We start from the raw sequence: 22,444 nt of genomic DNA, 5'->3' as shown, positions 1-22,444 counted from the left end.
ACACTGAACGCCGCCACAGCGCACTCGGCGGCAAACCCCCGATCAGCCGCCTGTAACCAACGTGCCGGCCGGGTACAGCTAGGCGGGCGCGCCGGTGAGCCGCTCCACCAAACGGACGACCGGCCACGATGTGAGGCAGAGGCCGGAGGCACCGTCGGCCGCGGAGGCAATCGCCGGGGTGCGGCCGGGGACGGGCCGCTCCTGTTGCGCGTCGGTTGAGCCGCCTGCCACTGGTGCCACGTGGCTGGCGTGCGACGCCGCTGTGCAGTCATGTGGTTACGCGCGCGAGTCCGTTCCGCCGCCGCACAACGCCGTGCGCGCCAGCCGCCCGGGGGCGGCGGTCCCAGCATTCGCTGTCACCGGGCCCGTAAGGGAGAGTTGGACCTATGCCCAACCGTCTGGCGGACTCGACTTCCCCATACCTGCTGCAGCACAAGGACAACCCCGTCGACTGGCAGGAGTGGGGAGCGGAGGCGTTCGCAGAGGCCCGTTCCCGGGACGTCCCGGTGTTGCTGAGCGTCGGATACGCCGCCTGCCACTGGTGCCACGTGATGGCGCACGAGTCGTTCGAGGACGAGACCGTGGCAGCGGCAGTGAACGCCGACTTCGTCGCCGTGAAGGTGGACCGCGAGGAGCGCCCGGACATCGACGCGATCTACATGTCGGCGACCACGGCGCTGACGGGCCACGGTGGGTGGCCTATGACGTGCTTCCTCACCCCGGACGGTGACCCGTTCTTCGCCGGGACCTACTACCCCAAGGCGCAGTTCCTCCAGCTCCTCGCGGGGGTGAAGGACGCCTGGACCACCCAGCGGGACCGCGTTCTGGAGAGCGGGACCCACATCTCCGGACGGCTGCGGGAGCTGTCGGCTCCGGCGCACGGACAAGCGCTGGACGGCACTGCACTCGCACGCGCCGTGGAGCAGCTCGCTCGACAGTTCGACCACCGCGCCGGCGGCTTCGGGCACGCACCCAAGTTCCCGCCCTCGATGGTGCTGGAGTTCCTCCTGCGCCACCATGCGCGGACCGGGACGGACAGTGCCCTGGCCATGGTGGAGGCGACCTGCGAGGCGATGGCCCGGGGAGGGATCTACGACCAGCTCGCCGGGGGTTTCGCGCGCTACTCCGTGGACGCGTCGTGGGTCGTGCCGCACTTCGAGAAGATGCTCTACGACAACGCGCAGCTCCTGCGGGTGTACACGCACCTGCACCGGGCAACCGGGAGCCCGCTCGCCCGGCGCGTGGCCCTGGAGACCGCAGACTTCCTGCTGCGCGACCTGGGTACGCATCAGGGCGGGTTCGCGTCGGCGCTGGACGCGGACGCGGCCGGGGTGGAGGGGCTCACCTACGCCTGGACCCCTGACCAGCTCAGCGAGGTGTTGGGCGACCACGACGGCCGTCACGCGGCCGAGCTCCTGCGGGTGACCGCCACGGGGACCTTCGAGCACGGCAGCTCCACCCTGCAGCTGCCGGAGGACCCGCTCGACCCCGCCTGGTGGGCCGACGCCCGCAGCCGGCTGCTCGCGGCCCGGGCACAGCGCCCACAGCCGGCCAGGGACGACAAGGTCGTGACGTCCTGGAACGGCCTGGCCATTGCCGGACTGGCCGACGCAGCAGTGCTGTTCGACGAGCCGCGACTGCTGGAGGCCGCACAGTCCTGTGCCCGCCTCCTCTTGGACGCGCATCTGGTCGACGGCCGGCTACGCCGCGCTTCCCGCGACGGCAGGGTAGGCGCAGCGCAAGGGGTCGCGGACGACTACGGCAACCTGGCCGAAGGACTGCTCGCCCTGCACCAGGCCACCGGCGCGGCCCACTGGCTCACCGCCTGTGCTGGTCTCCTGGAGACGACCCTGGGCCACTTCCGCGCCGAGGACGGAGGGTTCTACGACACTGCGGACGATGCCGAGGCGCTCTTCACGCGGCCGCGGAACGCCGGGGACAACGCGGAGCCTTCGGGTCAGTCAGCCCTGGCCGGCGCCCTCCTCACGTATGCAGCCCTCACCGGGTCGCCGGAGCACCGCAGCGCCGCAGAGCAGGCCTTGGCCGCAGCCGGCCACCTCGCCGGTCAGGACCCGCGGTTCGCCGGCTGGACCCTGGCTGTCGCCGAGGCAGCGCTTGCCGGTCCGCTCCAGGTGGCTGTCGTCGGCCACGACGAGGCTGCCGCAGCCCTGCTGCGCGTCGCCCGCCGGTCCAGCTCTCCGGGGCTGGTCCTGGCGCACGGCTCCCCGGACGAGCCCGACGTCCCGCTGCTCGCCCTGCGCCCCCTTCTGGGAGGGCACGCCGCAGCGTACGTCTGTCATGGCTTCGTGTGCGATGCGCCCGTGAGCGAGCCGGCCGCGCTGGAGGCTCTGCTCGGTGAGCCCCTGCGCGCTGCTCGACCCTCAGCCCACTGACCCCAGGACGGCGAGCACCCTCGGCTCGTCCCAGGCGGGGGTCATCCCGGGGCATGCCAGGAGGTAGCTCGCCGCCTCGTCGTCGGTCAGCCCGTGGGTCTCCCGTAGTCCCGCACCGATCATCGCCAGGTAGGCCTCACTCGGCGGGTTCCGTTGCAGCGCCGTCGCGTCGGGAGTCGTGAAGGTCAGCACGGGGTGCCCGTCGAGGTCACCCACACGGTGCAGTGCCTCGTACCGACCCGGTCCCAGCTCGTGACGGGCATGAGCCAGGACGTGACGCAGGTCGAGGTCCCGGCCCGGCTCACGGTGCATCTCCTGCGCCGCGACGTCGGCGAACTGCTGCCACGTGACGAGGTACGCGCGAGCCAGCACGACGCCGTGCCCGTGCGCGTCGTAGAAGGCGATCCCCCCTCCCCAGGTCGGGGAGCTCCACCCGAAGAAGACCGAGCCGGGGAGCCGGAAGGGCTGGTCGCCCTGCGGGAGGGTCGTGTCCCGAGCGCCGGGGTAGGTGCGCGCGGCCCCGGGCGGCCGTCCGCCCTGCAGGTAGCACAGGAAGCGGTCGCGTCGCAGGTTGCTGCCGTAGCTCGCGTACCAGACGTGCACCCTCCCAGCCTGTCAGAGGACCAGGCAGCGATACGCCGGGTCCGTCTTCTCCAGGGCCCTGCGGCCGAGCTCGGGATCGACGAAGAGGGCGGTCGCCCAGACGTCGGACCAGAGCAGGGTGGGGCCCCACACCGACGCCGATCCCGGCCGATCCAGCGCCATCGCGGTCCGAGGGTCCACGATGTGCGCGCCACGCGCGGCCGCGCCGGAGGTCGCCAGACCGCCGCGGCTCAGCGGCACGGTGGCTCGGACGCTGCCGGGGTGCTCGGGGTCCTCTATGCCGACGTGCCAGGTGGTCGGGGCCGCGCCCTGCCCCGCCCCGGCGACCAGGTCACCGCCTGCGTTGACGCAGAACGAGATCCGCGGGACGTGGCTGAGATGCGCCGCAGCCTTCTCGACTGCCCACCCCTTGACCAGACCAGTCGGGTCGTGTCCCGTCTCGGGCGCGTAGTCAGCCGTGAACAGACCGCCCGTGCGGGCGGCGGCCGCGACGCAGAGCGCCTCTACCTCGGCGAGCCAAGGATGCGCGGCCTCGGTGCTCAGCTCACCTCGGCGCACCTTCATCAGGTCGCTGTCGTGCCGCCAGGTGCTGAAGACGGAGTCGGCCCGGCGAAGCAACCCGAACACCTGGCTCACCGCCGTACGCACCTCAGGGCCCTCGACGTCGCCCCGGACGTGGACCGAGACCGGCAGACCCATCACGTGTTCCACGAAGGCCCGGCGCGACAGCTCGCGGAGCGGCCCCTGGTCCGCAGTGGCCCCGGGGCCGGGAGGCGCAACGGGTGCGGCGCTCACAGGTGTGCCCGGTCGATGGCCGACTGCAGCGACTGGATGTACCCGTCGGAGGTGAACGTCGCCCCGGAGACCATGTCGATGTTGGCGCTCTGGGCGGCGACGGCCTCGGAGTTGAGGATCGGCACGGCGTAGGAGTTGATCTCCTGGTCCCGCTGGTCGTTCCACGGGACCTGGATCACCTGGACCGCAGCGACCTTGCCGCTCTTCACGGTGATCTGCACCTGAACGTCGCCGTACCGCGTCGAGACTGCGTCGCCGTCGTACGTGGTGGCCTTCGAGGACGACCCGCTGGGCGACGACCCGCTGGACGACGACCCGCTGGACGACGACCCGCTGGACGACGACCCGCTGGACGCCGACCCGGTTGAAGGCGTGGGCGACGGCGTCGCACTCGACCCGTCACCCGAGGCCGACCCGGAGCCAGAGGCCGGCGCCTGCGCGACGACGGGGGCGGCGATCGTGGAGGCCTTGCTGGACGTGGACGTGTGGTAGCTGAAGAGCAGGACCAGGGTGGTGAGGGTGGACAGGGCCCACAAGGTGATGCGTCGCATGGGTTCTCTCCTAGTAGACGAAGCGTTCGAGATGGAGGTGGTCGGAGGGGACGCCGCAGGCGAGAGCCGCCCGGCGCGCCGCCTCCATCCAGGCCGGGGCGCCGCAGAGGAACACGTCACGTTCGGCGACATCGGGCACGAGCTGGGCGAGGGCTGCCTCGTCGGTCAGGTGGGCGGCGGCCTGAGGCAGCCAGGTGTCGCGCCCGGGGATGCGGTGGCCCTCGACGGTGACGTAGCGAGCGCCGCGTTCCGCCGCGAGCCGGTGCAGCTCTGCGCCGAGGACCAGCTCGTGGCTGCTGCGCGCCCGATGCACGACGACGACGTCGCCGGGCTGTTGCTGCAGGCCCTCGAGCAGGGCGCGGATCGGCGTGATCCCGATCCCGGCGCCCAGGAGCAGCACCTTGCGCTGGGTGCGCACTCCCGGATGCAGCCTGCCGTACGGCCCCTCGACCAGGACCCGGGTCCCTGGCCGCAGGTGCGGCAGGCGCGTCGTGGCGTCCCCTACGTGCGCGACCGTGATCCTCAGGGTGCGGCCGTTGGGTGCAGCCGAGAGCGAGTACGGGTGTGCCCTGCTCCACCCGGGGCCATCGAGAAAGCGCCACTGGAAGAACTGCCCCGGCCGGACCTGGAGCCGGGCCACCCCCGGCCCACCGACCACCACGGAGCTGACGTTCGGTGCTTCCTGCTGGACGGCGATGACCCGCAGCGGGCTACCCAGGGAGCGGACCAGCGGGAGCCCCAGACGGAATACGAGGACGGAGGCCGCGCAGGCTGCGTACAGGGTCCACCACGTCACCGTGGAGAGGGTCGAGGCGAGGAACTCCTGGCCGGTCCACAGCTGGTGTGGCAGGGCCAAGCCGGCACCGAGGTAGCCGTACAGGTGGATGAGGTGCCAGGACTCGTAGCGCAGGCGCCGGCGCGCCTTCTTCACCGAGGTCACGACGACCAGGCACAGCGCCACGGTGGCGGCGACGGCCAGGAGCATGCCGGGATAGTGGAGGACGAAGTCCACGACGGTCCCCCACAGACCCAACGAGGTCCCGGCGGCATACCCGAGGGTGATGAGGAGGATGTGCGCCCAGAGCAGCGTGAACGACGTGAACCCGACGAGCCGGTGGGTCCTTGCCAGCGCGTCCTGGCCCCAGGCCTGCTCGAACCAGGGCACGCGCGCCATCAGGGACACCTGTACGAGCAGCAGGGCAGAGGCGACCAGCCCGGTCAGCCGTCCGAGGCTGGTCAGGGCTCCGGCGAGGGAACCGAGGTCCTGGACGCCGCCGTTCAGGACCCACAACGCCGCGACCCAGAGGAGCAGAATCCAGAACGAGCTCACGGACGCGTCGCGCCACCAGCGCGGCACGGGTCGCCCCAGGTCGAGCGAGGCGGCCGTCGGGACCGCGCCGGTCGGCGTCGCGGGGCTTGCGGAGAGCTCTGTCATGGTCACGAAGGAAACTCTGCGGGCGCTTCCTGGGCGTCTGCTGTGGACCAGCCATGACGCCGGTCAGTAGGTGGACCTCAGACGACGCGGCCGTCGACGAGCACGAGGTGCGCCGCGCCGGCCGTCGACGCCACGAGTCGGGCGTTCGCCTCGTCGGAGCGGGCCACCCAGGCCGCCGCGTCCCGGGCCGGGCGCCCGGCGTCGACGTGCCGTGCCACCAGCCTGCCCCGACGTACGTCGTCCGCCAGCGCGCAGAACCAGACCTCGTCGAGCTGTCGTCGCACCGGTAGCCAGGCCGGGTCGTCGAGCAGGAGGTAGTTGCCCTCCGTCACCACGAGGTCAGACTCCGCAGGCACCTCGATGGCCTCGGGCTCTGGCTCGCCCACCGCGTGGTCGAAGCTCGGTGCCAGCAGGCGCCTGCGCGGCAGGTCGCGGGCCGCCTGCAGCGTGGCGGCGTAGGCGCTCGTGTCGAAGGTGTCGGGGGCGCCCTTGCGGGTCTCCCGTCCCAGCCTGCGCAGCTCGGGCCCTGGGAGGTGGAAGCCGTCCATGGGCACGTGAGCCACCCGGCCCGCGAGCCGCCCGTCCCCGGCCGCAGCGGCCAGCACCCGAAGGACCAGAGTCGTCTTGCCGGCGCCCGGTGGGCCCGCGACGCCCAGCACCCGGCGACGGTCGCCCACCGACGCCGCCGCAAGCGTCGAGAGCCGGTCCAGCAGCAGCTCGAGGTCGTCCCCGTCAGCCGTCGTCACGCGGCAACTCTGGCACAGGGCAGCTCGCCGGGCCGTCGTCAGCTCAGACGGGGCAGCCGCTGAGGGCTGTCGAGCACCCGCCGGAACAGGTCGCCGCGCTCGCGAAGCCGCGGCACGGCGGTCCGGATGGTCCACCGGTCGGGCCGCAGCTCGGGGTCGTCCAGCTCGTCCCAGTCGATGGGCATGGACACAGGTGCGCCGGCCGCGGCGCGGGGGCTGTACGGCGCGACGAGCGTCTTGTTCACGGCGTTCTGGGTGTAGTCCAGGCGCGCCAGCCCCTTGCGGTCCGACACCTGCCACCTCCAGCTGACGAGCTCGGGCACGGCGGCGCCGACGGTTCGGGACAGGATCTCCACCCAGCTCCGGGTCTCCTCGAACCCCGGGCCGACCACGACAGGCACCCATATCTGGACTCCTCGGCGACCGGTCACCTTGGGTCGGGCGACCAGGCCGAGGTGCTCGAACGCCGTCCGATGCAGCCTCGCCAGCACGAGGATGTCGTCCCAGCTGGTCCGCTCGCCGGGGTCGATGTCGACGAGGGCGTAGGTCGGGCGGTCCGGGCGGCCGGTCCTCGACGTCCAGGGATGCCACTCCAGTGCGCCGAAGTTCGCGGCCCACACGACGCTGGCCGGCTCGTTGGCCACGACGTAGGTCTGCGTCTCGCCGGGGTCGGCGTCGGGGTTGTCCCACCGGTCGAGCCAGTCGGGCGCGTGGTCCGGAACCTCCTTGTGCCAGAACCCCTTCCGTCCCACCCCGTCGGGGTAGCGGTGCATGTTGAGCGCCCTGCCGGCGAGGTAGGGGACGACCGTGGGTGCCACCTGGGCGGTATAGCGCAGCAGGTCACGTTTGGTGGCCGCGGGACGCTCGGCGTTCGCAGGGAACAGCTCCTTGTCGAGGTTGGTGACCTTGAGCCGTCGACCGAAGACCTCCCAGGTGCCGCCTCCGCCCAGCGCGTCGAGGGCGTCGAGGTCGTCCTGGGCGACCTCGGGCCACCGCAGGGGGATGCTGGCCTCGGAGGCGGGCAGGTCGGAGTGCCACTCACGGTCGGGGTCGGCCCGGACCTGGTCGCTGCTGCGGCCCGAGAGCACCGACAAGGGGTGGTCCTCCGGTCGCCATCCGGGAACGGCATCGGCGTCGTGCTTGTGCAGGAGCAGCCAGGCGTTGCCGTCCTCACCACCCCGACGCACCAGCACGAAACGGCCGCGCAGCTTCTCGCCCTGGACGTCGGCGTGCAGGCTACCGCCCGCGATCGCCGCAGCCGGGTCGTCCGTGCGGTGCGGCCGCCAGGTGCCGCGGTCCCAGACGACGACGTCGCCGGCGCCGTACTGCGCCGACGGGATGACCCCCTCGAAGTCCAGGTACTCCAGTGGGTGGTCGGGGACCTTGAAGGCGCTACGACGCACCTGCGGGTCGAGCGTCGGTCCCTTGGGCACGGCCCAGCTCACGAGCACCCCGTCGACCTCGAACCTCAGGTCGTAGTGGTCACTGCTCGCGCGGTGGTGCTGGACGACGAACCGGCGCTCGCTCACATCCGCCACGTGCCCAGCCGGCCGGCCGCTTACACGGTCATCGCTCACGCGCGGACGCCCGCAGCCAGAAGGCCCTCCTGGAGCGCGGGAACGACGGGCTAGCGCCAGACCCCCACGACGGAGCCGCCGATCCGCACGATGAAGGCCACCAGGACGACGACGAACACCGCTCGCACGAAACGGCTTCCGCGGGCGACCGCCGTTCGCGCCCCGGCGTACCCGCCGACGATGTTGGCAGCCGCCATGACCGCGCCGATCTTCCACATCACGTGACCGCCCGGCACGAAGACCGTCAGGGCGCCCAGGTTGGTCGCGAAGTTCGCGATCTTGGCCTTCGCGCTGGCCTCGAGGAACGCGTACCCCATCAGGCCGACGAGCGCGAAGACGAGGAAGGACCCCGTCCCCGGGCCCAGGGCACCGTCGTAGACGCCGATGCAGAACCCTGTCGCCATCGCCGTCAGGGTGTGCCGGTGGCCGTCGAACCGCAACGCCGTCTCCCGGCCCATCGACGGCCGAGCCACCGTGTAGGCCCCGACGACGACGAGCATGACGAGGATGACGGGGTTGAACGCCGACTTCGGGATGTGCAGCCCCAGCAGGGCACCGCCGACAGCGCCGAGGTAGGCGACGGCGGCCATCGGCAAGGCGGTGCGCAGGTCCGGTCGTACCCGACGCCAGTACGTCACCGAGCTCGTCGCGGTCCCGAAGATGGAGGCGACCTTGTTCGTCGCCAACAGCTGTGCGGGCGTGGCGCCCGGGAAGCCGAGCAGCAGCGCCGGGAGCTGGACCAGCCCACCTCCCCCGACGACAGCGTCCACCCAGCCCGCACCGAAGGCTGCCGCGGCCATGAGGGCGACCAGGCCCGTCGAGGGGTCCGTCATCGCCCGGCGAGCCACCCGTCCACGATGGCGAGGATGTCCAGCAGCTCGTTCGCCTCGCCGTCGGGAGTCACCTCGACGGCCACCTTCTGGTCTGTGGGGATGTCGCTGTGCGGCACCCAGATGGCCCGCATCCCCACCTGCTGCGGCCCGTGCACGTCCTCGAAGGGCCGGTCGCCGACGTACACCGCCGCCTCCGGGTCGACGCCGACGGCCGCGCACGCGGCCAGGAAGGCCTCTGGATGCGGCTTCACGCAGTGGATCTCGGAGGAGTAGACGTCGGCGTCCAGCAGGTCCAGGACGCCGTCGCGCTGCAGCAGCTCTCGGTGGTAGGCCCTGCTCCAGATGGTGTTGGAGAGCAGGCCGACCTTCAGGCCGCGGTCGTGCAGTCCCTGCCACAGCGGGCGCACCTGCGCGTCGGTGCGCGTGTGCGGCTCCCAGTACCTGCGGTATGCCGCGAGCGCCAGGTGGTGCCGGTCGTGGGCAGGGTCGACCCCGGCCTCCTCGAGGATCGCCCCGAGCGACGCACTCTCGTGTGTCTGCCGTCCGCGGCTCCAGGCCCGTTCCTCGGCCTCGTGGATCCGGACCGCCAGCGAGTCCGCCTCTGCGAGGTCCTCGACGGGCATGTCGCGCGCGTCCACGGGCACGCCGTGGACCTCGCGGGCGAAGACCCGCCACTGCTCTGGGAGGTCCACCGTGTGCCACGGCGTCAGCGTGCCGCCCCAGTCGAAGATCACGGCCTCCGGTGGGCGGCGGGAGGGCGCACTCACCCCGCGAACCCCGGCCGAAGGGCCTCGCGCACCCGCGCCACCACGTCGTCCACCGGCACCGCGCTGCGCTCGCCAGTAGCGCGGTCCTTGATCTCCACGGTGCCCTCGGCCAGCCCCCGGCCCACCACGACGATGGTGGGCACGCCGATGAGCTCGGAGTCCTTGAACTTCACGCCGGGGCTGACCCCCCTCCGGTCGTCGAAGAGCACTGTGACGCCCTCTGCCTCCAGGGCTCTCACGATCTCCTCGGAGCGGTCGAAGACCTCCTGGTCCTTGCCCGTGGCGACCAGGTGGACGTCCGCCGGGCTGACCTCGCGCGGCCAGACCAGGCCCAGCTCGTCGTGGTTGCCCTCGGCGATGCAGGCGACTGCGCGGGAGACGCCGACCCCGTACGAGCCCATGATGACGGTCTGCAGCGTGCCGTTCTGGTCGAGCACCTTCAGGTCGAGAGCCTCGGCGTACTTCGTGCCGAGCTGGAAGATGTGCCCCATCTCGATGCCCCGGGCCGCCTCCAGCGCGTGACCGCAGCTCGGGCACAGGTCCCCGGGGCGCACGTCGGCCGCCTCGATGGTGCCGTCAGCGGTGAAGTCGCGCCCCGCGACGAGGTCGAGCACGTGCTTGCCCGGCTCGTTCGCCCCAGTCACCCATCGGGTGCCCTCGACGACTCTGGGGTCCAGGAGGTACCGGATCCCCGACGAGCCGTCGGATCCCAGTGCGCCTGGACCGATGTAGCCCTTGACAAGGGCGGGGTTCGCTGCGAAGTCCTTCTCCTGGAAGGCTTCCACGGCGGCAGGCTCGACCTGTGCGCCCAGACGCTTCTCGTCGATGTCGCGGTCGCCCGGCACCCCGATGGCCAGCGGCTCGCGCGTGCCGTCCGGGTGGACCAGCATGACGATGACGTTCTTGAGCGTGTCGGACGCCGCCCACGGACGGTCCTGGCGAGGGAAGTGCTCGTCGAGGTGCGCGACAAGGGTGTCGATCGTGGGAGTGTCCGGCGTCGCCTCCGCGTGGGCGGCAGGCACGTCGGCGTACGGCAGGGGGTCGGGGACGGGCACCCGCACCGCCTCGACGTTGGCGGCGTACCCGCAGCTCGCGCAGTGGACGTACGTGTCCTCGCCGTTCTCCGCGGTGGCAAGGAACTCCTCGCTCTTGCTGCCACCCATGGCACCGGCCATGGCCTGGACGATCACGTAGTGGAACCCCAGGCGGTCGAAGATGCGGATGTAGGCGTCGCGATGGAGCTGGTAGGACTTGTCCAGCCCCGCCTCGTCGATGTCGAAGGAGTACGAGTCCTTCATGATGAACTCGCGGCCACGCAGGACGCCGGCGCGGGGCCGCGACTCGTCCCGGTACTTGGTCTGGATCTGGTAGATCGCCAGGGGCAGGTCCTTGTACGAGGAGTACAGGTCCTTGACGGCGAGGGTGAACATCTCCTCGTGCGTGGGCCCCAGGAGGTAGTCGGCGTCCTTGCGGTCCTTGAGGCGGAAGATGTTGTCCCCGTACTCGCGCCAGCGCCCGGAGGCCTCGAACGGCTCCTTGGGCAGCAGTGCCGGGAACAGCAGCTCCTGGGCGCCGATCGCGTCCATCTCCTCGCGGACGATCGTCTCGACCTTGCGCAGGACCTTCAGCCCCAGAGGCAGCCACGTGTAGATGCCGGGGCTGACCCGCCGGATATAGCCGGCGCGGACGAGCAGCCGGTGGCTCGGCACCTCGGCATCGGCCGGGTCCTCGCGAAGGGTCCGCAGGAACAGGGTCGACATGCGCAGGGCCACAGGGCTCTCCTCAGGATGGTGGGACAACCTGCAGAGGATATCCGGGCGCGGCGGTGCCTCTCACCCCAGTTGCTCCACGACGGCTGCTACAGCAGGACTGTGGAGAAGGTCCCGACATCCTCGAAGCCGACCCGGGCGTACGTGGCGCGCGCGCTGGTGTTGAAGTCGTTGACGTAGAGGGTGACCCACCGCGCCCGGGTGGCCATCACCTGCTCCACGACCGCGGCCATCAGCGGGACGGACAGTCCCCGGCCGCGAAGGTGCGGCGCGAGCCATACCCCCTGAAGCTGCGCGCAGCCGAGCGCCACGGAGCCGACATCCGCCTTGAAGATCACGGCGCCGTCCTCGATCGCGACGAAGGTGTGGCCTCGGTCGATCAGCGCCAGCAAAGCGGAGCGGTACGCCGCGCCCGACCCGGAGTAGGGCGGATAACCGATCTCCCCCTCGAACATGTGCGCCGCCGCGGGCATCACCAGGTCGACCTCGGCCAGCGTGGCGGGCCGGACACGGGGGTCCAGCTCGACCCCCAGGGCCGAGGGGGGGTCCATGGTGCTCATCAGGGGCTGGTTGCTCCGCACCGCTCGGGCCGGACCCCAGGCGGACTCGAGATGGCGCCACAGCTCGGTCACCTGGTCTGCCGGCCCGAGGACGGATGCGCAGTGCCGGCGCCACCGGCGGGCCCGGTCGGCGAAGAAGACGAGGCTCTCCTCGTCGGCCTCCACGGGCACGAGGTTGGCGCTGGACCAGCACAGCGACTCCAGCAGCCCGTCCACCTTGTGTCCCAGGACGCTGCCGGGCTGGCTGCTCAACGCCCCTTCCAGCAGCCGAGCAGCCACGAAGACGTTCGCGGGCAGGTTCCGCGCGCACAGCTCCAGCGCGGCATCGCGATCCGATGGCGACAGCGCGTGGACCGGGTTACGAGTGCGGAGCACGAGGTCAGCCTAGGGCGTGCTCGCCGTAGCGCGACGCGAAACGCGGGCCCCCGCGCGGCCGGCCGTCACCGGGTGGTGTGAACGCGCACGTCAACGGGTAGACCGGGTCCCACGACGGACGAAAAGTGCGGATCCGGCCGCTCGGTGGAGCCCCCGGTTGTCTGGCGATGATCCTCGTTCTCGGTGCTGCTGTCGGTCCTGCCCTCAGCTGACGGTGACGGTGGGCGCTCCAGCGCCGACGGTCTGGTTCTCGCCCATCTCCTCGGCGATCCGCATCGCCTCTTCGATGAGGGTTTCGACGATCTGAGACTCGGGCACCGTCTTGACGACCTCGCCCTTGACGAAGATCTGGCCTTTCCCGTTGCCCGACGCGACCCCGAGGTCGGCCTCGCGCGCTTCTCCCGGGCCGTTGACGACGCAGCCCATGACGGCCACTCGCAGCGGCACCTCCATGCCCTCGAGCCCTGCGGTCACCTCGTCGGCGAGCGTGTAGACGTCGACCTGAGCGCGGCCGCACGATGGGCACGACACGATCTCCAGCTTGCGTGGCCTGAGGTTCAGGGACTGCAGGATCTGGTTGCCGACCTTCACCTCCTCCACGGGAGGCGCTGAGAGCGACACCCGGATGGTGTCGCCGATGCCCTTGGAGAGCAGCGCGCCGAACGCCGTGGCGGACTTGATGGTGCCCTGGAACGCCGGACCGGCCTCGGTCACCCCGAGGTGCAGCGGCCAGTCGCCTCGCTCGGCGAGCAGCTCGTAGGCCCGGACCATGACGACCGGGTCGTTGTGCTTCACCGAGATCTTGAAGTCATGGAAGTCGTGCTCCTCGAAGAGCGACGCCTCCCACACCGCCGACTCCACGAGCGCCTCTGGGGTGGCCTTCCCGTACTTCTGGAGCAGCCGGGGGTCGAGGGACCCCGCGTTCACGCCGATCCGCAGCGATACGCCCGCGTCCTTGGCGGCCTGGGCGATCTGCTTGACCTGGTCGTCGAACTTCCGGATGTTGCCCGGGTTGACCCGGACCGCGGCGCAGCCCGCGTCGATGGCGGCGAAGACGTACTTGGGCTGGAAGTGGATGTCCGCGATCACGGGGATCTGCGACTTGCGCGCGATCGCAGGCAGCGCGTCCGCGTCGTCCTGGCTCGGGCAGGCCACCCGGACGATGTCGCACCCCGCGGCCGTGAGCTCTGCGATCTGCTGGAGCGTCGCGTTGACGTCCGTGGTGGGGGTGGTGCACATCGACTGGACCGAGATGGGCGCGTCCCCGCCGACCTCCACCTTGCCGACCTTGATCTTGCGGGTCCGGCGACGGGGTGCCAGGACGGGGGCAGGCGCGGACGGCATACCAAGTGAGACGGTCATGGACGAAGTATCTCCCAGAGGTGGACAGAAGCCGGTTTCGGGTGAGTCAGCCACCGAGGCTGATCGGCTTGACGATGTCGGCGTAGATCAGCAGGACCGACATCACGATGAGGACGGACGACACGGCGTAGGCGACGGGCAGCGCCTTGGCGACGTCGACGTGGCCCGGGTCCCGGCGGCCCAGGATGCGCGCACCGTTGCGCTTCAGGCCCTCCCACAGCGCCCCTGCGACGTGGCCGCCGTCCAGCGGCAGGAGCGGGATGAGGTTGAACACGAACAGGGCCAGGTTGAGCGAGGCGATGAGGCTGAGCAGGAAGACGAAGGGGTTGATGCCGTCAGGCCCGCCGATCCACGCCACCTTGCCCGCGCTTGCCTCGCCGGCCATCCGGCCCACGCCGACGACGGAGACCGGGCCGTTGGGGTCCCGTGCTCCAGAGCCGAACGCCGCCTTGACGACCCCGGTCATCTTCTGGGGGATGTGCAGGATGACGCCGGCGGTCTGCTCCAGCCCCTGCCCCACGACGGACGGCACGACCGACAGCGGCTGCCGCTGGTAGGACACCGGAGCGGCGGAGCTGATGCCGAGGAACCCCGCGGTGACCACGACCGGCTGGCCGTCCTGGTCGACCAGAGGCGTCCCGTTGGGACCGACCTGCTGGACGGTGTTGCGGATCGGCGTCGCCACGAGGGTCTTGTCCACGCCGTCACGACGTACGACGATCGTGGTCCTCTCCCCCACCCGCGGCCGGACCAGCCGGCCCACGTCCGTGGTGCGGGTGACCGGCTGCCCCGCGACGGAGAGGAGAAGGTCGCCGGGGCGCAGGCCTGCCATGTATGCCGGCGTCTTGGGGTCGGTCGGCGCACAGGTGGTCTTGGCCGCGGCCTGCTTGGCCGGCACGACACACTCGCTGACCGAGGCCACCTTCGCGCCCTTCCCCGGAGTCGCGACGCCGTAGAGCGTCACGATGCCACTGAGCAGCACCACCGCGATGAGGAGGTTCATCAAGGGGCCGCCCATCATGACGACGACCTTCTTCGGCACGGAGAGCCGGTAGAACACGCGGCGCTCGTCGCCGGGCCGGATCTCCTCCAGGCTGAGCTGTCGCGCCTCGTCCGCAAGCTGGGAGAACCGGCCCGTGCTCGAGACCCGCAAGGTCCCCGGCTTGTCCCCGGGACGCGGCGGAAACATCCCGATCATCCGGATGTAGCCGCCGAGCGGGATGGCTTTGATGCCGTACTCGGTCTCCCCACGCCGGCGTGACCACAGCGTCGGGCCGAAGCCGACCATGTACTGCGTCACCTTGACGCCGAACCTCTTGGCCGGCACAAGGTGGCCGATCTCGTGCAGGCCGATCGACAGCCCGACGCCGAGCACGACGAAGAGCACGCCGAGCAGGTATCTCACCATCAGCGCAGCACCCCCTGAGGGAAGAGTTCCGTGGGCAGACCCAGCACCTTCCGTGCCTCGTGACGAGCCCACGAGTCGGCCCGCATCACGTCCTCAACGGTCAGGGCCGCCGATTCGATCCCGGACGGCTCCATCCCCGCGAGGGATCCGGACGCGTGCTCGTGCACGACGCGGGCGACCGTGTCCACGATGTCCAGGAAGCCGATGCGCCCCTCGTGGAAGGCGTCGACCGCCACCTCGTTCGCCGCGTTGTAGACGGCCGGGAAGGTCCTGCCGGCGCTGCCGACCTCGCGTGCGAGCCGCACTGCGGGAAACGTCTCGTCGTCCAGCGGCTCGAACTGCCACTCCTGTGCACGGCTCCAGTCGACACCGGCGTCCACGTCGGCCAGCCGCCGCGGCCACGACAGTCCCAGCGCGATCGGCACCAGCATCCTGGGCGGCCCGGCCTGGGCGATGGTCGACCCGTCCACGAACTCCACCATCGAGTGGACCAGCTGCTGGGGGTGCACCACGACGTCGATGCGCTCGAACGGCAGGTCGAACAGCAGATGCGCCTCGATGACCTCCAGACCCTTGTTGACCAGCGTCGCGGAGTTCGTGGTGACCACGCGCCCCATGGAGAAGTTCGGGTGCGCAAGCGCGTCGGCGGGGCCCACCGCACGCAGTGACTCCCGGCTGCGGCCGCGGAACGGACCTCCGCTGGCGGTGAGGACGAGGCGCCTGACCTCCTGTGGGGCCCCGGCTCGCAGACACTGGGCGATGGCTGAGTGCTCCGAGTCCACCGGCACGATCTGGCCCGGGGCCGCCGCCGCCTTGACGACCGGGCCCCCGACGATCAGCGACTCCTTGTTGGCGAGGGCGAGCGTCGAGCCCTGGGCCAGCGCAGCCAGCGTCGGTCGGAGCCCGATGGCGCCAGTGATCCCGTTGAGCACCACGTCGGCCCCACAGCCGGCGGCAGCCACGGAGGCTTCCGGTCCGACGACGACCTGAGGCCGGTAGGTCGGGCGCCCCGCGCGGCTCGCGTAGGCGCTGACCGCCTCCGCGACGCCCTCGTGCGTCCCGGACCCGACCGCGACGAGCTCGACCTCGAAGCGCACCGCCTGTTCCGCGAGCAGGTCGACGTTCGAGCCGGCACTCAGCGCGACGACCCGCAGATGATCGGGGTTGCGCGCCACGACGTCCAGAGCCTGGGTGCCGATCGAGCCGGTCGACCCCAGGACGGCGACGGTACGCGGTGAGCTCACCACCTCATTCTCCCATGACGCCTGTGCCGTGAAGGCGGCCGACGGGGCGCGTCGGTCATTCGCGGAAGACGCGCTCCTCCACGAGCTGCTCCTGGACGATCCGGCCCTCGGGCTCGAAGCGTCCCTGGTCGAACCGCTTCTGGAACTCCAGCTCCAAGTGGTCGGCGCCGCTGCGGTTCTTCTCGATGGACATGACGACCCACTGGCGGTAACGCTCGGCGTTCCCGAGGTTGTACACGAGATGGTGCTTGGCGACCACGTCGTACTTGTCGTTGAGGATGAGCACCACGTCGGCCTCGTACGCCAGGGCGGAGGAGCCCCGCAGGTCGTGGACCCGCATCCGCGTGCCGGGTGCAAGGCTGCCCTTCTCAGCGGCCACGATGGCCAGCACGGGCACCTCGCACTCCAGGGCGAGGTCCTTCAGCCCCTCGACGACCACCGTGACCCGATCGTCCTCGCCGGCGGTCGGCTGCGAGACCGGCACCTTCTGCAGGTAGTCGACCACCACGAGCGGCGGGGTGCCGTCGCGCTCGATCAGCGCGCGCACCGTCCGGTGGATCTCCTCGAGCGTCGTCTTGGCACCGCTGGAGGTGTGCAGGTGGAGGCGGTCGCCGTAGCCGGCCAGCGCCGCCACGGCCTCGGCGCCTCCGACGGTCCCCGAGAACCGCTCGCTCAGCGAGTGCGCCTTGCTGTGCCTGGCCTCGAACCCCTGCCGGATCTTGGTGAGGTTCACCGCCTCCGTCCCGGCGATGGCGGCTGCCTCCACGGCGATCAGGCGCTCGAGGACGCTGTGCGAGTCGTGCTCGAAGGAGAAGAGGACCGCCGCGCGGCGGGCCGCCACGGCGTTGCGCATCATCTGCAGCGCCATCGCCGTCTTTCCGAGACCCTGCGGACCGCCCAGCAGGACCAGCTCACCCGAGCGGAACCCGCCGGAGAGTGCCATGTCGAGAGCGCCGAAACCCGAGGGGAACACGCGCGCCCCGGCAGTCCGACCGAGGCGGAGCTGCTCGTCGGTCTCCTCCAGCACCTCGCTCAGCGAGTGCAGCCGACTGCCCCTGCGTCCGGTAGCCGGCTCGTCGCTGGTCGACTGGGCCTGCGAGGGCCAGGACGCGGGGGCAACGGACTCCAAGCTCGCCATGCGGCGATTGAACCCGACCGTGAGCAGTTCGTGACCTGATCCGGCCCAAGACCGCCCGAATGGCCGATCCCCGAGTTCGGACGCTAGGGGGCAATTCCGACGTACGTCGTCTCCAGGTACTCCTCGATGCCCTCGAACCCGCCCTCACGTCCGAAGCCCGAGGCCTTGACCCCGCCGAACGGCGCGGCCGGGTTGGAGATGATCCCCTGGTTGACGCCGATCATCCCGTACTCCAGCGCCTCGCTGACGCGGATGACGCGGCTCAGGTCGTTGGTGAAGACGTAGGAGGCGAGGCCGTACTCCGTGCTGTTCGCGCGGCGGACCGCCTCCTCCTCGGTGGCGAAGGTGGCGATCGGCGCCACGGGGCCGAAGATCTCCTCCGTCATCATCCTGGCGTCCATCGGGACGTCGGTGAGCACCGTCGGCTCGAAGAAGTAGCCGCGGCCGGGAACCGCCGAGCCCCCGGTGACCACGGTGGCGCCCTTGTCACGGGCGTCCTGCACCAGCTCGCTGACACCGTCGCGGGCCTTGGCGTCGATGAGCGGGCCGACGTCGACGCCCTTCTTCGTCCCCTTGCCGAGCGTGAGCCCGCGCATCCGCTCGGCGAACTTCGTCGCGAAGTCGTCGGCCACGCTCTCGTGGACGAAGAAGCGGTTAGCCGCCGTGCAGGCCTCGCCGATGTTGCGCATCTTGGCGAGCATGGCGCCCTCGACGGCCCGGTCGAGGTCGGCGTCCTCGAAGACGATGAACGGAGCGTTCCCACCCAGCTCCATGGACACCCGCAGGAGCTGCTCCGCCGACTGCTCCACGAGCTTGCGGCCGACCCCCGTGGAGCCCGTGAACGTCAGCTTGCGCAGCCGTGGGTCCCGGACCAGCGGCTCCATCACCTCGCCGGTGCTGGACGTCGTCACGACGTTGAGGACGCCGGCCGGCAGGCCGACCTCACGCAGCAGCTCGGCCAGGGCCAGCATCGTCAGCGGCGTCTGGCTCGCCGGCTTCATCACCATGGTGCAACCGGCGGCGATGGCGGGTCCGATCTTGCGGGTGCCCATGGCCAGCGGGAAGTTCCACGGCGTGATCATCAGCGTCGGGCCCACGGGCTTCTTCATGGTGAGCAGCCGGGTGGCCCCGTTGGGAGCGGTCGACCACCGTCCGTGGATACGCACGGCCTCCTCCGAGAACCACCGGAAGAACTCGGCGCCGTAGATCACCTCGCCGCGAGACTCGGCAAGGGTCTTCCCCATCTCGAGCGTCATGAGGGTGGCCAGCTCCTCGGCCTGCGCGGTGATCCGCTCGAACGCGGCGCGGAGGATCTCGCCACGCTCCCGCGGCGCGGTCCTGGCCCAGTCCTCCTGGGCTGCGACAGCGGCGTCCAGAGCTGCCTTGCCGTCCGCCGGGCCGGCGTCGGCCACCTGTGCGAGAACGCCTCCCGTCGAGGGATCCTCGACGTCGAGCGTCGCTCCGTCGGCGGCCGGACGCCACTGGCCGGCGATGAGCAGGCCCTTGGGGACCGAGTCGATGAGGGACTTCTGGGTGATGGTCATCAGGGGGTGCCTCCGTCGCTGTGGTGCTGGTCAACGCTGTGGTGCTGGTCAACGCTGTGGTGCTGGTCAACGCTGTCGTGCTGGTGAGCGCTGTCGTGCTCGTGATGTCGCTGGTCATGGTGCTGGTCGTGGGCCAGCCCGGTGTGGTGGTGCGTGCCGCCGAACGGCTGCGTCGGCTCGGGGACCCGGCCAGCCAGGAGCGGCTGCGCCGGGTCCCAGGTGGTGCCCTCCCGCGCGTCGCGCCGTCGGCGTGCGATCGCGGAGAGAGCCTCGAGCACGACGCGGTTCGCCAGGGCGGCGGTGATGTCTGCGTGGTCGTACGGCGGGCTCACCTCCACGACGTCCACCCCCACGACGGGAAGCTCGAGGCAGATCCGGCGGACCGAGTCGAGCAGCTCACGTGCCGAGAGACCGCCCGGCTCCGGGGTGCCGGTCCCGGGCGCGTGCCCCGGGTCGCATACGTCGATGTCCACCGAGAGGAACACGCCGTCACACTCGTCGGTGGCGATCGCGAACGCCTCGCTCAGGCACTCCTGCAGACCCCGATGGACGATCTCCGTCATCTCGAAGGAGCGCATCTGCTGGCCGGCCATCCAGTCCAGCGTCTCGGGGGGTGGCCAGTAGCCGCGAAGCCCCACCTGGAGGAACCGGTCGCCGCGCAGGGCACCGGACTCGATGAGGCGCCGCATCGGCTGTCCGTGTCCCCACAGCGAGCCGAACTCGATGTCGCCGGTGTCCGCGTGAGCGTCGAAGTGGATCATCGACACGCGTCCGTGACCGAGGGCGTTGGCCACGCCCTTGGCGTCCGGGAACGCGATCGAGTGGTCACCGCCGAGGACGACCGGGATGGCGCCCACCCGGGCCACCTTCTCCACCGACGCCTCCAGGATCGGCAAGGACCGCTCGATGTCGCCGGAGTACATCTCGACGTCCCCCGCGTCGAGGACGCGCAGCTCGGCCAGACCGTCCGTACGCAGCGCCAGCGAGGGCCTGGAGCCGTCGTGGGGCAGGTAGTCGGTCATCCGGATCGCCTGCGGTCCGAAGCGGGTCCCGGGACGGTGCGACGTCCCGCCGTCGAACGGTGCGCCGAGGATGACGACGTCGGCGCCGGCGAACGTGGACTCGTCGTCCAGGTCGCACCGGTCCACACCGAGGAAGGTGAAGTCGGGCCCATACTGCTGGCCGTAACGCGTCATGCAGCGACCCTATTCCTGAGGGGGGTCGGCACCCTCAGCGGTCTTCCATGCGCCAGGGCGAGCCATAGCCCTGCGGCTTCGGCGCTGCCAGCAGGTCGAGGAACGGCACGGCGTCGAACGCCTCCGGGCCGAGCACCCCCGTTGCCTTCCAGCTCCCGTTGGCGATGAGCTCGAGAGCGACGACCGGGTTGAGCGCCGTCTGCCACACGACGCACTGAGCGCCGTACTCGCGCATCGTCTCCTCGTTGTCCGCCACGTGGTAGAGGTACGTGCGACGCGGGTGCCGTCCCTGCCCTTGCCGGTCACCAGGACGCCCGCGCACGTCTTGCCCTTCATCCGCGGGCCGATGCTCGCAGGGTCGGGCAACACCGCCGCCACCACGTCCCTGGGAGACACCTCGACGCCCTTCACGGTCACCGGGTCCGTCCCGTCCAGTCCCAGGGTGTGCAGCGTCTTGAGGATGGTGATGAGGTCCTCGCCCAGGCCGTACTTGAACGTGACGCGCTTCGCGTCCAGCCACCTCGGCATGAGGAGCACCTCCTCATGCTCCACATGGACGCACTCCACCGGTCCGATGCCCTCGGGAAAGTCGAACACCTCCGGCTCGCTGAAGGGCGGAAGCGTGTAGAACCCGGCCTCCACGTCTGCGCCCGCTGCGTCGGCGCGGTCCTTCTCCCACACCACGGGCGGGTTGAGGCACTCCTCGATGATCGTCCACATCGAGAACCCCGGGGCGAACGTCTCGTTCCCGTCGGCGTCGTGGACCGTGAGGTTGGCCCCGTCCCGCGTCGCCAGCTCGTCCACCTCGGAGAACAGGTGGTCCACGGCGTACCGGGCGAAGACGTCCGACAGACCCGGCTCGACACCGACTCCGAGCAGCGCCAGCTGGTTCGCGCGCTCCCACTCCCCGGACATCGCCAGCTGTTCGTCGCCGAGCTTCACGTAGGGCTTGGCGTAGGGCTCGTCGGGGTGCCGTCGGGAGAGGCTCATGGCCATGTCGAGGTAGCCGGCCCCGGCGGCCAGGGCCCCTCGGAAGACGGGCATCACGAACCGCGGGTCCACCGCGTTGAACACGTGCGTCGCCCGGTGCTCCACGGCGAGTGCGGTGACCGCTGCCTCGTCGCCCGCGTCGACCTGTGCGGCGACCAGCCGGGCCTCGCCAGGCCTGCGCGCCGTGGCCGCGGCCACTGTGGCCCGCGCCCGTGCCAGGTCGTAGTCCGCGACCACGAGCGCCTCGAAGAAGTCGCGTTCCACGGCGATGCGCGCGGCCGCGTCACCGACGCCGCCGGCGCCGATCAGGAGGATCCGCATGGGGATTCCTATCTTTTGCGGGCGTTGCCGACGAGCTGCCCGGCGACTACCAGCAGCACAGCGATGACGAACATCGAGAAGCCGATGACGTTGGCCTGCGCGGGGATCCCGCGCAGGTAGGACACATACACGAACTTCGGGAACGTCGTCTCGTCACCGGAGACGAAGTTGGTGATGATGAAGTCGTCGAACGACAGGGAGAACGCAAGTAGCGCGGCGGAGACGATCCCGGGCAGGACCAAGGGGAAGGTGACCCGCCAGAAGGTCCCGCCCGGACCGGCGTACAGGTCCTGTGCCGCTTCCTCCAAGCGGGGGTCCAGGCTCTGCAGGCGTGCCTTGACCGTGACGACGACGAAGCTGATGCAGAACATGATGTGCGCGATGACGATCGTCCAGAAGCCGAGCCTCAGACCGAACCTGGAGAAGCCCTGCACGAAGATCGTCAGCAGGCTCGCGCCCAGCACGATCTCCGGCGTGGCCATGGGGATGAACACCAGTACGTTGCTCACCCCGCGACCCGGGAACCGGTGTCGTACCAGCGCGAAAGCCAGCATGGTGCCCAGGACCGTCGCCACGACGGTGGCTATCGCGCCCACCTGCAACGACACGACGAGCGCGTCGCAGACTCCCGGCGCACCGCAGGGGTCTCGCCAGTGCTTCAAGGTCGGCCCCGCCGCACCGTTCCAGACGATGTTCGACTTGCGATAGTCGTTGAAGGAGAAGGCGAAGGTGTAGGCGACCGGCACGAAGAGGTACAGCAGCACGGTCAGCGCCGTGATCATCGCGACATGCGTGGTGAGCCAGGTGCGAACGCGGCGGGGGACGGAGGGACCGCGA

18 protein-coding genes and 1 pseudogene are annotated in these 22,444 nt (G+C 70.7%); 1 reads left to right on the top strand and 18 read right to left on the bottom strand.

Features of this window, described 5'->3' with window-relative positions; all coding sequences use genetic code 11:
• Positions 1 to 386: 386 nt before the first annotated feature.
• The gene (locus PHA84_RS20095; RefSeq protein WP_270889917.1) at positions 387 to 2,393 is read left to right on the top strand and encodes a thioredoxin domain-containing protein; all 2,007 of its coding nucleotides are present in this window, start codon (positions 387 to 389) and stop codon (positions 2,391 to 2,393) included.
• Here the strand turns inward: PHA84_RS20095 and PHA84_RS20090 are convergent.
• The 18 genes and pseudogenes from PHA84_RS20090 to PHA84_RS20005 form a co-directional block, all read right to left on the bottom strand.
• Positions 2,382 to 2,996, bottom strand: coding sequence for a histone deacetylase (locus tag PHA84_RS20090; protein WP_270889916.1), 615 nt, complete (start codon positions 2,994 to 2,996; stop codon positions 2,382 to 2,384). The two genes, PHA84_RS20095 and PHA84_RS20090, sit on opposite strands and share 12 nt — an antisense overlap.
• Before the next feature lie 12 nt (positions 2,997 to 3,008).
• Positions 3,009 to 3,791, bottom strand: a complete 783-nt coding sequence (locus PHA84_RS20085) for an FAD:protein FMN transferase (protein ID WP_270889915.1) — start codon at positions 3,789 to 3,791, stop codon at positions 3,009 to 3,011.
• The gene (locus tag PHA84_RS20080; RefSeq protein WP_270889914.1) at positions 3,788 to 4,342 is read right to left on the bottom strand and encodes an FMN-binding protein; all 555 of its coding nucleotides are present in this window, start codon (positions 4,340 to 4,342) and stop codon (positions 3,788 to 3,790) included. Before PHA84_RS20080 ends, PHA84_RS20085 begins: the two co-directional genes overlap by 4 nt.
• A 10-nt stretch (positions 4,343 to 4,352) precedes the next feature.
• Positions 4,353 to 5,777, bottom strand: a complete 1,425-nt coding sequence (locus tag PHA84_RS20075; protein ID WP_270889922.1) for a ferredoxin reductase family protein — start codon at positions 5,775 to 5,777, stop codon at positions 4,353 to 4,355.
• 77 nt (positions 5,778 to 5,854) lie between these two features.
• Positions 5,855 to 6,523 carry a nucleoside/nucleotide kinase family protein gene (locus tag PHA84_RS20070; protein WP_270889913.1) on the bottom strand — a complete coding sequence of 223 codons (669 nt, stop codon included), beginning with the start codon at positions 6,521 to 6,523 and terminating at the stop codon, positions 5,855 to 5,857.
• 38 nt (positions 6,524 to 6,561) lie between these two features.
• Positions 6,562 to 8,061 (bottom strand): DNA polymerase domain-containing protein, encoded by a 1,500-nt coding sequence (ligD, locus tag PHA84_RS20065; RefSeq protein ID WP_270889912.1) that lies wholly within the window; start codon positions 8,059 to 8,061, stop codon positions 6,562 to 6,564.
• Positions 8,062 to 8,150: 89 nt separating this feature from the next.
• On the bottom strand, positions 8,151 to 8,933 hold the full coding sequence (locus PHA84_RS20060) for a TSUP family transporter (protein ID WP_270889921.1): 783 nt from the start codon (positions 8,931 to 8,933) through the stop codon (positions 8,151 to 8,153).
• The gene (locus PHA84_RS20055; RefSeq protein WP_270889911.1) at positions 8,930 to 9,700 is read right to left on the bottom strand and encodes an HAD family hydrolase; all 771 of its coding nucleotides are present in this window, start codon (positions 9,698 to 9,700) and stop codon (positions 8,930 to 8,932) included. The genes PHA84_RS20060 and PHA84_RS20055 overlap by 4 nt, the downstream gene beginning before the upstream one ends.
• Complete coding sequence (locus PHA84_RS20050; protein ID WP_270889920.1) at positions 9,697 to 11,472, bottom strand: proline--tRNA ligase; 1,776 nt, start codon at positions 11,470 to 11,472, stop codon at positions 9,697 to 9,699. Before PHA84_RS20050 ends, PHA84_RS20055 begins: the two co-directional genes overlap by 4 nt.
• A gap of 86 nt (positions 11,473 to 11,558) precedes the next feature.
• On the bottom strand, positions 11,559 to 12,404 hold the full coding sequence (locus PHA84_RS20045; RefSeq protein WP_270889910.1) for a GNAT family N-acetyltransferase: 846 nt from the start codon (positions 12,402 to 12,404) through the stop codon (positions 11,559 to 11,561).
• 204 nt (positions 12,405 to 12,608) lie between these two features.
• A complete protein-coding gene (ispG, locus tag PHA84_RS20040) occupies positions 12,609 to 13,766 on the bottom strand; it encodes a flavodoxin-dependent (E)-4-hydroxy-3-methylbut-2-enyl-diphosphate synthase (protein WP_270889909.1) in 1,158 nt (385 codons plus the stop codon).
• Positions 13,767 to 13,812: 46 nt separating this feature from the next.
• Complete coding sequence (locus PHA84_RS20035) at positions 13,813 to 15,174, bottom strand: M50 family metallopeptidase (protein WP_270889908.1); 1,362 nt, start codon at positions 15,172 to 15,174, stop codon at positions 13,813 to 13,815.
• Positions 15,174 to 16,421: a 1-deoxy-D-xylulose-5-phosphate reductoisomerase gene (gene dxr, locus PHA84_RS20030; protein ID WP_270889907.1), complete on the bottom strand. Its 1,248-nt coding sequence runs from the start codon at positions 16,419 to 16,421 to the stop codon at positions 15,174 to 15,176. Before dxr ends, PHA84_RS20035 begins: the two co-directional genes overlap by 1 nt.
• Positions 16,422 to 16,473: 52 nt before the next feature.
• On the bottom strand, positions 16,474 to 17,556 hold the full coding sequence (locus PHA84_RS20025) for a DnaB-like helicase C-terminal domain-containing protein (protein WP_270889906.1): 1,083 nt from the start codon (positions 17,554 to 17,556) through the stop codon (positions 16,474 to 16,476).
• An 83-nt stretch (positions 17,557 to 17,639) separates the two neighbouring features.
• Positions 17,640 to 19,100 carry an NAD-dependent succinate-semialdehyde dehydrogenase gene (locus PHA84_RS20020; protein WP_270889905.1) on the bottom strand — a complete coding sequence of 487 codons (1,461 nt, stop codon included), beginning with the start codon at positions 19,098 to 19,100 and terminating at the stop codon, positions 17,640 to 17,642.
• The gene (speB, locus tag PHA84_RS20015) at positions 19,100 to 20,296 is read right to left on the bottom strand and encodes an agmatinase (RefSeq protein ID WP_270889904.1); all 1,197 of its coding nucleotides are present in this window, start codon (positions 20,294 to 20,296) and stop codon (positions 19,100 to 19,102) included. The genes PHA84_RS20020 and speB overlap by 1 nt, the downstream gene beginning before the upstream one ends.
• 34 nt (positions 20,297 to 20,330) lie before the next feature.
• Positions 20,331 to 21,607 (bottom strand): annotated as a pseudogene (locus PHA84_RS20010) (saccharopine dehydrogenase family protein).
• An 8-nt stretch (positions 21,608 to 21,615) separates the two neighbouring features.
• Positions 21,616 to 22,389: an ABC transporter permease gene (locus PHA84_RS20005; RefSeq protein WP_270889919.1), complete on the bottom strand. Its 774-nt coding sequence runs from the start codon at positions 22,387 to 22,389 to the stop codon at positions 21,616 to 21,618.
• Positions 22,390 to 22,444: the final 55 nt, after the last annotated feature.

This window comes from Pedococcus sp. 5OH_020 (assembly GCF_027812955.1).
GTDB lineage: Bacteria > Actinomycetota > Actinomycetes > Actinomycetales > Dermatophilaceae > Pedococcus.
The sequence above is the reverse complement of the archived record's forward strand: the minus strand, read 5'-3'. Positions and strand labels throughout refer to the sequence as shown.

What these genes read in the sequence shown, in the direction of transcription:
- speB (WP_270889904.1), bottom strand. Translation starts at nt 20,296, where the DNA reads ATGACGCGTTACGGCCAGCAGTATGGGCCCGACTTCACCTTCCTCGGT.
- PHA84_RS20075 (WP_270889922.1), bottom strand. Translation starts at nt 5,777, where the DNA reads ATGACAGAGCTCTCCGCAAGCCCCGCGACGCCGACCGGCGCGGTCCCG.
- PHA84_RS20025 (WP_270889906.1), bottom strand. Translation starts at nt 17,556, where the DNA reads ATGGCGAGCTTGGAGTCCGTTGCCCCCGCGTCCTGGCCCTCGCAGGCC.
- PHA84_RS20060 (WP_270889921.1), bottom strand. Translation starts at nt 8,933, where the DNA reads ATGACGGACCCCTCGACGGGCCTGGTCGCCCTCATGGCCGCGGCAGCC.
- PHA84_RS20035 (WP_270889908.1), bottom strand. Translation starts at nt 15,174, where the DNA reads ATGGTGAGATACCTGCTCGGCGTGCTCTTCGTCGTGCTCGGCGTCGGG.
- PHA84_RS20095 (WP_270889917.1), top strand. Translation starts at nt 387, where the DNA reads ATGCCCAACCGTCTGGCGGACTCGACTTCCCCATACCTGCTGCAGCAC.
- PHA84_RS20005 (WP_270889919.1), bottom strand. Translation starts at nt 22,389, where the DNA reads ATGATCACGGCGCTGACCGTGCTGCTGTACCTCTTCGTGCCGGTCGCC.
- PHA84_RS20080 (WP_270889914.1), bottom strand. Translation starts at nt 4,342, where the DNA reads ATGCGACGCATCACCTTGTGGGCCCTGTCCACCCTCACCACCCTGGTC.
- PHA84_RS20020 (WP_270889905.1), bottom strand. Translation starts at nt 19,100, where the DNA reads ATGACCATCACCCAGAAGTCCCTCATCGACTCGGTCCCCAAGGGCCTG.
- ispG (WP_270889909.1), bottom strand. Translation starts at nt 13,766, where the DNA reads ATGACCGTCTCACTTGGTATGCCGTCCGCGCCTGCCCCCGTCCTGGCA.